An 11472-nucleotide genomic window follows, 5' to 3' on the forward strand; every position below is an offset into this window, starting at 1 on the left:
CTCGCGCTTTCACGAAGTGGGCTGTCCAGTAGGTGACCAAAACAGCAGAAAGTGCCTCTGACCAGCAATGCCGGCGATTTAGGGTGTTTCCGCAGGTGAGGGTGCGTGTCCCGGGTTCCGCGTGACTTTGAGTGAGTAGCTGACGCGGCTGGGAGGGCGGGGCTCGTCCCGGCGTTTGGCTTCGAATGTGTTCCTCGGTGGTTTCTTCAGTCGTTGGCAGCGGCGGTCGCGGCGTGGGGGCAGGCGGTCGTTGAGGAGTTCCTGGACGACTTCGCGTCGGGCGGCGCACAGGATCTGCGGGTTCGCTGCGGTCTGTCCGGCGGTGGTGAGCCGGGCGAGCCGCACGGTCGTGATGAAGGAGATCCGGTCGGGATCAATCTCTCCCTGTTCGGCTGCGTGGACTTTGAGCGCGCACAGGGCCTGGTAGACGGTGAGCAGCGCGTAGATTTCCTGGCAGATGAGCTCGGGGGTCTTGGAACGCAGGATGAAGCCGGCGCCCCGCAGGCGGTTTTTGAGTTCGGCGAAGCCGTTCTCGATCTCCCAGCGCTGGTGGTAGAGCTGGGCCAACTGCCGTGCGGGCGCTTGCCGGTGGTCGAGCAGGCTGGTCGCGAGGCGGAACTTCTCGGTCTGGACCGGCCCGTGCTGGGGTCGGACGGTGACGGTGTAGTCGATGATGCGCACGAGGTGTCCGTCGGGCAGCCCTGTCGGCGTGCGGCCCTGGAAGCGGGCGTTGCCCAGGCGCTGGCCCTCGGCGGGTGTGGGCATGACGGACACGTACGAGCCGTCGGGCAAGACCCACAGCGGTGGCAGGACGAGGTTCTTCTTGATCCGCCAGGCGAGGTGGCAGCCGGTCGCCTCGACCAGGCCCCACAGTTCATGGCTGGCGAAGTTGCGGTCGGCCAGCAGCAGTATGTCGGGCCGCAGGGAAGCGAGCAGGCGGCGGGCGAGCTTGTGCTCGCTGAACCTGGCGATCGAGTCGAAGGCCGCGTCGATGACGGCATGGGTGCCGCACTCGATCAGGGCCATCAGTCTGACCTGTGGGTTTCCGCTTTTGTTGGTGCCGTCGCGGCCAGTGAATCCGAACGTGGCGGCGTTCTCGGGGGTGTCCGGAACATCCAGCGCGGTGCCGTCCCAGGCGACCAGCCGCAAACCGAAGGCGAATGCTCCCGGAGTCGTGGGTGTCGCCTGGGCGCCGCACCGGCGTTCGAAGAGGGCCTGCAACGGCTTGTCTCCCAGGCGCTGGCGGGCTCGGGTGAGGGCCGAACTGGTGGGCAGATGCTGAACGAGCCCGCCCGGCAGGTGCCGCAGTTTATCGGTCAGGGTCCGCAGGACCGCCCGGTATCCCGGCGGCCCGGCGCTGTCGGAGCTGCTGAACAGGCACAGGGCCAGGACGAAGTAGACCACCGCGCGGGCCGGGAGAAGCCTGCGGCGGCGCTCGGCTCTTCCGGTCAACTCCAGTACCTCGTCTACTACTTCGGGTGTGATCTCCTCAGTGAGTACGCCGAGCCGGATCCGGTCGCCGAACTGCGGCTCCAACCGCCTCCGGGGGCTTCGGGATGGCACCGGACGGACCGCCGTGGTGACGGCTGGGGCAATAGCGATGGCAGACTGAGCGCCCAACGGGGCTCCCTCGCAGACAGTCGGATCTTGGTCGATCTCCTGTCCTATCGGGAGCCCCGTTGCCCTGTCCCGAGATCACTTGGCGCATCATCAGATCGTGGCGGACCGCCTGTGCATCCCAGGGTCCTACTCACCCAGAACAGTCGTCATCGCGCGGTCTACCTGCACTGATGCCCTAAATCACCGGCATTGCTCTGACCAGCGAGAATGAGGATTGTCTAGGCCCTTGTTCCCGCTCTGTCGGAGGCACTTCCCAGGTGAAGAAGCGTATCGGGTCGTACCCGCGTGTCCGCGTCGAGGGCGGTGGTGGCGGGGTGGTCTCGCAGGCCGGTGCCGTGCTGCTGGTGGAGACGGTCCGCAAGTCCGGTCTGGATCAGGCGATATCGACGGCATTGGCACCCTGGCGGAAGTCCCGCGCGGTGCACGATCCGGGAAAGATCCTTCTGGATGTCGCGCTCGCGGTCGCGCTCGGCGGCGACTGCCTCGCCGATGTTGACATGCTGCGGGCCGAGCCCGGCGTGTTCGGGTCAGTGGCCTCGGACCCGACTGTCTCCCGGCTCATCGACATTCTCGCCACTGCTGGGCCGAAGGCCCTGGCCGCGATCCAGCCCGCGCGGGCCGAAACCCGCGAGCGCGTCTGGAGTCTGGCCAAGAATGCGGCCCCCGACGCCGCGGGGCAGGTGATCGTGGACCTGGACGGGGTGCTGGTGCTGGCCCACTCCGAGGAGCAAGACGCCGCCGCGACGTGGAAGAAGACCTACGGCCATCACCCGCTCATGGCCTTCGTCGACCACGGCCCCGGCGGCACCGGAGAGCCCGTCGCGGCCCTGCTCAGGCCGGGCAACGCGGGCTCGAACACCGCCGCCGACCACATCACCACCGCCCAACTCGCCCTGGCCCAACTGCCGAAGCACTACCGGCGCGGCCGGCGGACCCTGATCCGCACGGACTCCGTGGGCGGCACCCACGACTTCGTGGCCTGGCTCGCCCGGCGGGGGCGGTGGCTGTCCTACTCGGTCGGCATGGTGATCACTGACGTGATCCACCAGCACGTCCTGAAGGTTCCCGCGTCCGCCTGGACGCCGGCCGTCGAAGCCGATGGAGAAATGCGGGACGGGGCCTGGGTCGCCGAGCTCACCGGCGACGTCCTGGGCGGCTGGCCGGAGGGCATGCGGCTGATCGTGAGGAAAGAGCGTCCGCATCCCGGTGCCCAGTTGAGGCTCACGGACGCGGACGGCATGAGGCTGACCTGTTTCGCGACCAACACCGCCAGCCGGCCGATCGCCGAACTCGAGCTCCGTCACCGGCTGCGGGCGAGGGCCGAGGACCGTGTCCGGGCCGCCCGGGCCACCGGCCTGCGGAACCTGCCCCTGCACCGCACGGCCTAGAACAAGGTCTGGCTGGAGATCATGCAGATCGCTCTCGACCTGCTGGCCTGGATGCCGATGCTCGCGTTGACCGGCAAGGCCCGACTCTGGGAGCCCCGCCGCCTGCGGCTTCGCCTGTTCACCGCGGCCGGACAGCTCGTGACCACCGGCCGCCGGCGGATCCTCCGGCTGGCCCGGCACTGGCCCTGGACCCACCACATCACCGCCGCGCTCGAACGGCTCGCACTCCTGCCGAACCCCGGCTGACGAGCGGATTCCCCGTCCCTACGACAGTCCTTCCCCACCCGGAGCAGTGGAACCCGGCGCTACCCCGAGACGACACTCGGGCCCTCAGCCTGTCCCGCCCCAGCCCTCAACACGAAAACGGGCCACCGACTCCGTCCGCGACCCATCATGAAATTTCGAGGTTAAGGATCACTGAATTCCCAGGTAAATGCTTCGCTCGATTCACTGGCTTCTCACTGGCTTCACCCGGTCAGCGGCATGCCATTGGCGGCCCCGGTTCTGTCCGCACATCATGGATGAGACCGCTCACCGCCTTCGGCTGATCGGAATGTCGCCCACTCAGGCTTCGCCGGCCGGGAAAGAAGTATCACCCATGTGAAGTTACGTAGCGGAGTCGCGGTCTCCAACTTCCGGCGGCCACCCGCCCAGTTGTACGCGCCGTGTATGAGCGGGAAACCGCCCGCCACGGCATATCAAGGCGATCAGTTTCGTCGCACCATCAACGCGTGAAAGGGGGGCCCGTGCCCCAAGAGCCGTCTGTAAACGAACCCAGCGAGGGCATAGTCGACGCCCGCACCTCCCGGCGCCACGTGGTGCGGGCAACTGCCGCGGTGGCGTTGGCCCTCGGCTTGGGCGGAGCCTCGCTGGCCGCGGTCGGGGTCTCGGACTCTTCGCCTGCGCCCGTGTTCGCCTCGGAAGAGTCCGACTGCGTCTTCCCGCCGCCCAACCTGCCGCATGGGTTCACCAAGACGTTCACCAGCCGGTTCATCGACGCAGGTGGGCTGCGCCAGCATGCGTACATCGGCGGCGAAGGGCCGCCGCTGCTGTTGGTCCACGGCTGGCCGGAGAACTGGTATGGCTGGCGCCTGATCATGCCCGAGTTGGCGAAGAACTTCACAGTGATCGCCGTCGACCAGCGCGGCATCGGGCTGACCGACAAGCCCAGGGGCGGGTACGACACCGGCACTCTCGCCAACGACCTGGTGGCACTGATGGACGCGCTCGGACACCAGCGGTTCGCCGTAGTCGGCCACGACACCGGAATGTCGATCGGCTACGCGCTGGCCGCGGACCACCCGGAGCGGGTCGATCGCCTGGCCGTCGTCGACTCCTTCATCCCGGGTGTGACTCCGTCGCCGCCTCTGGTGGGCTCCTCGGAAGCCAACAAAAAGACATACCATCTTGGCTTCAACCGGGTCCCCGAGGTGAACGAAAAGCTCGTCAGGGGGCGGGAAGACGTCTATTTCGGCTTCCAGTACGACATTGAGGCCGCGAAGTCGAAGAAACTCCCCGACTATGCCGTCAAGTACTACACCGACATCCTCTCCTGCGGCCGCAACACCCTGCACGGCAGCTTCGGATGGTACGAAGCGCTTGATACCACCATCGCGCAGAACCAGCGGCGCAAGACCAAGCGGCTCACCATGCCCGTCCTGGGGATCGGCGGAGCGGAAAGCCAAGGGGCAGCGGTCGGAAAAACGATGAAGCTCACCGCGGACAACGTACAGAGCCTGGTCGTTCCCGGCTCCGGTCACTGGGTCGCCGAAGAGGCTCCCGAAAAGATGCTGGCGGGACTGAATTCTTTCCTGGCCCCGTATCGCAGCTCATGGCAGAGCACACAGACCTCGTCGCGTCCCAGTGGCGGCAGAGGAAAAAGCGCGCTTCATCCTGAATAGTCACAGGTCAGTAGCACGTGGATGGCTTGGACGGTGCGGCTGACGCGGCGGGTGGAGGAGCGTGCCCTGCGCATGATGCGCCAGGACTTGAGTCGGGCGAAGGCGCGTTCACCGGGGGCTCGGAGTCGAGCGTGGTCGCGGTTGAAGTGCTGGTAGTGCTCGGGCTGTTCGCTGTGGTGGTAGTACGGGGTGCGGAAGGTGGCGCCGGCGCCCTGGTAGGCGCGGTCTGCCAGCACAAGGATCTGTCGGGTGCCAGTTTCCGCCAGCTCCACTGCCCGTCGAGGTCGAACTGGTTGACGGGGTCACCGTTGCAGTACTTGTAGGCGTTGGCGCTGCCGCCGGGGACGGGGTCGGTGGACAGGAAGCGTCCGGTGGCGGGGTCGTAGAGGCGTACTCCCATGAGGGTGAGGCCGGTGAGGGTTTCGCTGGAGCGCTGCTTGCCGCCGAGCCAGCCGTAGCGGACGGTGTCCTGTCCAGCGCGCGGGTTGCCGTACTCGTCGTAGTCGAGGACGGTCGGTGCGACGCTGCTGTCGGCAGGCAGTTGCAAGGCGGTGTCGCCGTGCAGGTCCGACAGGGTCAGGACAGTGCCGCCGCTCTTGTTGGTGGTGGCGGCGAGGTTTCCGTCGAGGCCGTCGACGTTGCGGGTGAGTGTTCCGGTGGCGGTGTCCTCGACCGTCCAGCGGGGGTTGTCGCTGTCGTAGTGGTTGAGCTTGGAGGCGGTCTGCGTCCAGTTGCCGGAGGTGTCCGCCGAACAGCGCCGACCGCGCCCAAAGGCCGGAAAGATCGGGCATAACCCCGAGCTGCGGGGCTTCATCCAGGCTCACCTGGCGATGCGGTGGAGCCCGGAGCAGATCTGTCACGCTCTTCGCAGACGGTCTCCCGACCGGCTGGAGATGCACGTGGCCCACGAGACGATCTACCAGGCCCTCTGCATCCAGGGCCGCGGGGAACTGCGCCGTGAACTGGCCAGAGCTCTGCGCACAGGACATGCCCGTCGCCGGCCGCACCGCCAGGCCGCCTCCCGGCAGCCGCGCTTCTCCCACCCCATAGTCATGATCAGCGAGCGGCCCGCGCAATCAAACGACCGGGCCGTGCCCGGCCACTGGGAAGGCAACCTGATCATCGGTAAGGACGGCGCCTCCGCCATCGGCACCCAGGTCGAGCGGGCCACCCGCTACGTCATGCTCGTCCACCTGCCAGGCGTCCGCGGCGCCGAAGACGTCAGCACGGCCCTACAGACCACCGTCCAGATCCTGCCGCGACACCTGACCAAGTCACTGACCTGGGATCAAGGCTCCGAGATGGCCGCCCACCACGCCTTCACCGTCGCCACTGGCATCGCCGTCTACTTTTGCGACCCGATCAGCCCCTGGCAGCGCGGCTCGAACGAGAACATCAACGGCTTGCTACGACAGTACTTCCCGACTTGTATAGGGGGCGGCGGTGTTCGTGATCGGGTTGGCCGCCCGTAACGTGCCGCAGGACGCCGGGCAGGCTGACTCGAGTACTTCCTGCCGCCCTCGCGGGCTGGCTCTCTTTGGGTGTGTCGACCTGCCCGGCGCCCGTTCGCGGCTTGACTCAACAGAGGCATGACCATCGGCCACCCCACGTTTCTCGAAGTCGGGATGTCAGCCGCGGATCACACTGACCCGACGTCCGAGGAGAGTGCCGCCGATGATGCTGATCGGCATCGACCCGCACAAGTCGACCCACACGGCCACCGCTGTCGATCCTGAGACCAATCGTGATCACGGCTCGATACGCATCGATGCGACGCTTGAGGAATACCAGCGCATGCTGGACTGGGCACGCCAGTGGCCCGATCGGCGCTGGGCCATAGAGAACGCCCGGGGGCTGGGACACCACGTGACCTCATGGCTGCTCGCCCGGGGAGAAAAGGTCGTTGACGTCCCGCCCAGCGCGACCGCACGGGTTCGACAGCTCTCACGCGGCGCGGGCCGCAAGAACGACCGCATCGACGCGGCGGCTGCGGCGTGCGTCGCCGCTCTCCAGGGCGACGCACGGCCAGTGCAGCCCGAGGGCTCAACAAACGCACTGGCTCTGCTGGACGAGCGTCGAAGCAACCTTGCCCAAGCCCGAGTCCGCGCGGTCAACCAGCTCCACGTGCTGCTGCGCGCTCTTCTGCCTGGAGGGGCACCGCGCGACCTGTCCGCGGTCAAAGCCGAGCAGCTGCTGGAGTCGGTCGTCCCCGTCGGTCCGGCCGAGCTCACCCGCCACACCCTTGCCTCCGACCTGATTGCCGAGGTTCGGACCTGGGACACGAAGCTGAAGGAAAACGCCAAGGCCATGGCCGCACTGGTTGCAGGTTCCGAAAGCCGGCTGACCGACACACCGGGCATCGGGGCCGTGACCGCCGCCCGCCTCCTGGGCCGAACTGGCAACCCCACCCGCTTCCCGACCGCCAGCGCCTTCGCGCAGTACACCGGCACCGCTCCCATCGAGATCGCCAGCGCCGACCGCGCACGCCACCGCCTGTCCCGACGCGGCGACCGCCAGCTCAACGCGGCACTCCACACCGTTGCGATCACGCAGATCCGCATGCCCGGCACCCGAGGCCACGCCTACTACCAGGCCAAACTTGCAGAAGGAAAGACATCCCGGGAAGCGCAACGCTGCCTCAAACGCCGCCTGGCCGATCACGTCTGGCGCACGATGGTCGCCGATGAACGCCGCCGCGAGCTCACGACGGGCCCGGGAGGACAAACGGGGGCGGCTACAGCATCCAGCGCGGCCGGCCCAACCCCGACGGCCGACTCTTCGGACAAGTCACTTCCCGGACCCGCCAGGAACGAGCCTACGCCACCACCTCAACCGGCTTGACAAAACACAGAGGCGCCCAAGGGCACCGATCTGTCGACCCCGAACACCTGGCCGCGGTCGCCGCCTTACTCAACAGCCGCCCACGCGAAACGCTCGACTGGGAAACCCCAGCCGAGCTCCTCCATAAACTTCTCGCGGTCTGATCAACCAACCACGTGTTTCAACCACTCCTGGAAACCGCCCTGTGCGGTGGAGGTTTTGTCGTCCCCAGCTCAACAGGCGTCGTACTTCCAGGTGCCGCCCTCACGCGTCCACGGCTGCGCCTGCTGGTCAAACTTCGGCAGGCCGCGCACCTTGTACGAGACGCGGGCCAGCGTCCCGGACACCTGCGCCTGCATGTCGGTCGCCGGGTGCCCGGTGCCGTAGTCGGCCGCGGCCCGCTTCACGATCTGCTCGTACGCCTCGGACGGCATCTTGCTCTTGCAGCGCTTCGACAGCGCGGCGTACGCGGTGGTGGCGTCGCCCTTGAAGTACGCCTCCGTATACGCCTGGACGGCCTGCTGCAGCTCGGTGGCGCCGGCCGCGCTGGGCGTGGTGCGCGGCTGCGCGCTGGGGCTGGTGGCCTGCGCGGTGTGCGTGCCCCTGATCTCGTCGGTGTGGCTGCTCGAGGAGCAGGCGGAGAGCGCGAGGAGCGCGGCGGCGGCGAGCGTGATGGTGGCGCAGGTGCGCATGTGACCCCCGTGGGTGCTGTGGCTGAGAGGGCATCGTGCCACGGTGGCATGGGTCGGGCCCCGCCTACGGGGGATTTTGACAAGGCCCGGGCTTCAGTGTGGCACGTCTTGGCGTCTCCCAGCGCCCACAGCACGATCAGGAACACCCAGACGCTCCACGCCGTCGGCGACGACCACCCACCGCCGCCGCCCGCCCGGCGAACCAGCCGATGCTGATTCGGCGAGCACGTCCACACGCTGGTACGCCTGGCCTGGCAGACTGCCCTGGACGGTGAACTCTTGCCCTCCGGTTCTGCCAGCAGGACCAGCAGTGCGCCGCAGTCGCGGATGCTGCGGCGCACTGGTCAGCGATGTCCGCTACTTGCCCGTGGTCGGTGTCTGTGGCGCGTAGAGCGCTTCACGCAGTGCCGCTGTGCTCTCGGCGACAGCGCTCTTGTTGGCCCGAGTGTTCCGCAGCGGGTTCAACATCATGAAGTCGTGAGTTACGGCGTTGTAGTGAGTGGAGGTCACCTGAACACCGGCCGTCCGCAGCTTCGCAACATAAGCGTCAGCCGCATCCTTCAGCGCGTCGGAGTCGGTGATCACCAGAGCGGGTGGTGGGCCGGTTGTGTCGGAGTCATCGGTGCTTTTGCCTGCGTCGGCTGGCTGGGACAGCGTTCGGACCGACGACCCGCGCTGGGTCCGCCACCTGCCGGGGCTGGCGGGCTGTCCGTCCTGGCGGCCAGCGTCGCGGACGGAATCGGCGGCACACTGCCGATCGTCATCCCCTCGCCGGTATACGCCCCTGAATCCAAGGCCGCCAGTTTCTCCCGCCGGACGCCGCAAGGTCCGAGCCGGGCGCGCAGGATGCCAGGTGAGGGATCTGATGGCGGCGCAGGATGCGGCTGACGGTCCGTGCGGGGACGCCGGTTTCCGCGGCGAGGAACTCCGGCCCCCGCCGGTGGGTGCGCCGTGCGCCGAGCACCGCGGCCTCGATGTGTTCGGGTGTGCGCCTCGGGCAGATGCGGGGGCGGCTGGAGCGGTCGTGCAGGCCATCCCATCCCTCGGCCCGGAAACGGGCCACCCATCGGTGCGCGCACTGGCGCGACACCCCCAGCTCCTTGGCCACGTGTGCCACCGGACGCAGATCGTGCACGACACGGCGCACCAGAAGACATCTGCCGTGAAAGGTCAGCCGGGCATTAGCGTGGGTCACCAAGACCTCCGGTTGTGGTGAGAAGCCGTTGTCTTACCGGATGTGATCACTGAGTTTCCGCTGTTCAGGCATGGTTCCGGTGTCGTCGTGGGAGCGTTCGGGCGATCAGTTCGTCCTTGACGATGCGGAGGTGGCCGGTGGCGTCGGTGATGGGTTTGCTGGAGGAGCGGGAGGCCGCTGCCCGGGTGCGTGTGGAGGAGCTTCAGGCGGAGGCTGACCGGGTTCTGTCCGAACTCGCTGTGGCCGAGGCGGTGTTGGAACGCCGGTCGATCGCTCGGGTTGAACTGGCCGAGGCCCTGGCCGCTCCCGGTGATGCGGCGGATGCGGCCGTGCAGGAGGCGCCGGAGCCGGTGCCGGCGGCCAAAGCGGTGAAGGTGCCGGTCGCGGGGTCGATCGTGCCGCACTTCGGGGAGGGGATGACGGTGCAGGCGCTCGCGCCGGATTCCCGGCGGATCGTGGAGCTGGTGGAGTCCGGTCCGGAAGGCGGCGAGGGGATGTCGGCGAAAGAGATTGCGGCCGGGCTGGGGCTGGAGTTGGTGCCGGCGAAGATCGAGGGGGTGCGGTCCAAGGCGAGGCGTCTGGCCGAACGGGGCTGGCTGGCCGTGTCGCCGTCCGGACGGTTCACGCCGCGGCAGCCCACCGTGACTGCTCTGGCCGCCGCGGGGAAGCCGGGCGGGCGAGGCGCCGGCTCATGAGCATGGCCTGCGAGAAGTAGATGAACGCCTCGCTGCTGGCGGGCAGTGTCTCGAAGTCCCGCACCAGGCGGCGCGATCGCATCAGCCAGCCCAGCGTGCGCTCTACTACCCACCTTCTTGGCAAGACCACGAACCCCTTCATGTCGTCGCTGCGTTTGACGATCTGCAGCGTGAGCTGGAGTTTCTCCTTCGCCCAGGTGACCAGGCGGCCGGTGTAGCCGCCGTCGGCCCACACCAGTGTGATCTTGGGGAACCGTGCCCGCAGGCGGGGCAGCATGACGCGGGCGGCCTGGCGGTCGGTGACGTCGGCGGCACACACCAGCACCATCAGGATGAGGCCGAGGCAGTCCGTGATGACGTGCCGACGCCTTCCGTTGATCTTCTTGCCGCCGTCATAGCCGCGCGTGGCGGCGGGCACCGAGGCGGCGGCCTTGACCGACTGCGAGTCGATGACCGCCGCGGTCGGCTCTGCCTCGCGGTGCTCGGCCTCGCGGGCCCGGCAGCGCAGCCGGTCGTGGAACTCCTTGACCAGGCCGTGCTCCCGCCACCTGCGGAAGAAGGCATACACCCGGTCCCAGGCAGGGAAGTCGACGGGCATAGAACGCCACTTGATGCCGTTGTCGGTGACGTACCGGATCGCATCCAGCATCACGCGGTGGCAGTAGCCCTCCGGCTGCCCGCCCCGGCCCTCCAGCCAGGCCGGCACCGGCATCGCATCCCTCACCACCGCCCACTCCGCGTCCGTCATGTCCGACGGATACACCGGAACCCTCACCGGACGGTCGGCCGCGTTCCCGAACCTGTGCGCGAGACAATCGCACGACGACACGCGGGAGTTGGACGAGACAGGGACCAGCACGCAAGACTGGAACAACAGGGCCTCCTGGCACTCGAGTGGTCGCAAACCCGAGCTACCAAGGGGCCCTGCACTCATGCATCCACCCGGCCGAGATTACCCGGCCAAGGACCATGTTCGACCAGAACCGTCCTCATGATCGATAGAGATACGGCTACTGAAGACAGGCATCTCCACTACGCCCGGAGGTCTTCTCTTGATCAACTACCGACGCGCGTCACCAACCTCTTGGCCGAATACACTTAGACGTCATCTCATTTGGTGAATCTGCGGTAGCAGATGAGGGTGCAGGCGATGCTGGTGAA

Annotated in this window: 7 protein-coding genes and 6 pseudogenes; 6 read left to right on the forward strand and 7 right to left on the reverse strand. The window is 67.6% G+C overall.

What is annotated here, in order from left to right; genetic code table 11:
• Positions 1-78 precede the first annotated feature (78 nt).
• Complete coding sequence (locus IE294_RS41940) at positions 79-1536, reverse strand: IS4 family transposase (protein WP_189894630.1); 1458 nt, start codon at positions 1534-1536, stop codon at positions 79-81.
• Positions 1537-1877: 341 nt separating this feature from the next.
• Here IE294_RS41940 and IE294_RS41945 point away from each other — a divergent pair.
• Together IE294_RS41945 and IE294_RS41950 are read left to right on the forward strand one after the other, a co-directional pair.
• A pseudogene (locus IE294_RS41945) lies at positions 1878-3254 on the forward strand (IS1380 family transposase).
• 662 nt (positions 3255-3916) lie between these two features.
• Positions 3917-4909, forward strand: a complete 993-nt coding sequence (locus tag IE294_RS41950; RefSeq protein ID WP_189894631.1) for an alpha/beta fold hydrolase — start codon at positions 3917-3919, stop codon at positions 4907-4909.
• Here IE294_RS41950 and IE294_RS41955 read toward each other — a convergent pair.
• Both IE294_RS41955 and IE294_RS41960 read right to left on the reverse strand, forming a co-directional pair.
• A pseudogene (locus tag IE294_RS41955) lies at positions 4897-5160 on the reverse strand (transposase family protein); the annotation flags it as partial. The gene IE294_RS41950 and the pseudogene IE294_RS41955 overlap by 13 nt on opposite strands.
• A gap of 5 nt (positions 5161-5165) precedes the next feature.
• A pseudogene (locus IE294_RS41960) lies at positions 5166-5642 on the reverse strand (RHS repeat-associated core domain-containing protein); the annotation flags it as partial.
• Positions 5643-5655: 13 nt separating this feature from the next.
• Here IE294_RS41960 and IE294_RS41965 point away from each other — a divergent pair.
• The 3 genes and pseudogenes from IE294_RS41965 to IE294_RS49980 form a co-directional block, all read left to right on the forward strand.
• A pseudogene (locus IE294_RS41965) lies at positions 5656-6333 on the forward strand (IS30 family transposase); the annotation flags it as partial.
• A gap of 250 nt (positions 6334-6583) precedes the next feature.
• The gene (locus IE294_RS41970) at positions 6584-7750 is read left to right on the forward strand and encodes an IS110 family RNA-guided transposase (RefSeq protein WP_189894632.1); all 1167 of its coding nucleotides are present in this window, start codon (positions 6584-6586) and stop codon (positions 7748-7750) included.
• Between the two features lie 15 nt (positions 7751-7765).
• A pseudogene (locus IE294_RS49980) lies at positions 7766-7893 on the forward strand (IS30 family transposase); the annotation flags it as partial.
• Positions 7894-7962: 69 nt separating this feature from the next.
• Here IE294_RS49980 and IE294_RS41975 read toward each other — a convergent pair.
• The 3 genes and pseudogenes from IE294_RS41975 to IE294_RS41985 form a co-directional block, all read right to left on the reverse strand.
• The gene (locus IE294_RS41975; RefSeq protein ID WP_189894633.1) at positions 7963-8421 is read right to left on the reverse strand and encodes a hypothetical protein; all 459 of its coding nucleotides are present in this window, start codon (positions 8419-8421) and stop codon (positions 7963-7965) included.
• 357 nt (positions 8422-8778) lie between these two features.
• Positions 8779-9246 (reverse strand): alpha/beta hydrolase, encoded by a 468-nt coding sequence (locus IE294_RS49210; protein WP_268252850.1) that lies wholly within the window; start codon positions 9244-9246, stop codon positions 8779-8781.
• Between the two features lie 10 nt (positions 9247-9256).
• A pseudogene (locus IE294_RS41985) lies at positions 9257-9616 on the reverse strand (leucine zipper domain-containing protein); the annotation flags it as partial.
• A gap of 137 nt (positions 9617-9753) precedes the next feature.
• Here IE294_RS41985 and IE294_RS41990 point away from each other — a divergent pair.
• Positions 9754-10311, forward strand: a complete 558-nt coding sequence (locus IE294_RS41990) for a hypothetical protein (protein WP_229917934.1) — start codon at positions 9754-9756, stop codon at positions 10309-10311.
• Here IE294_RS41990 and IE294_RS41995 read toward each other — a convergent pair.
• Positions 10238-11059, reverse strand: coding sequence for an IS5 family transposase (locus IE294_RS41995; protein WP_229917936.1), 822 nt, complete (start codon positions 11057-11059; stop codon positions 10238-10240). The genes IE294_RS41990 and IE294_RS41995 overlap by 74 nt on opposite strands.
• Positions 11060-11472 lie beyond the last annotated feature (413 nt).

It is taken from the genome of Streptomyces canarius (genome assembly GCF_014650735.1).
Taxonomy (GTDB): Bacteria; Actinomycetota; Actinomycetes; order Streptomycetales; family Streptomycetaceae; genus Streptomyces; species Streptomyces olivaceoviridis.

Coding starts and splice junctions, on each gene's coding strand:
- IE294_RS41970 (WP_189894632.1), top strand. CDS start 6,584: ATGATGCTGATCGGCATCGACCCGCACAAGTCGACCCACACGGCCACC.
- IE294_RS41975 (WP_189894633.1), bottom strand. CDS start 8,421: ATGCGCACCTGCGCCACCATCACGCTCGCCGCCGCCGCGCTCCTCGCG.
- IE294_RS41995 (WP_229917936.1), bottom strand. CDS start 11,059: ATGACGGACGCGGAGTGGGCGGTGGTGAGGGATGCGATGCCGGTGCCG.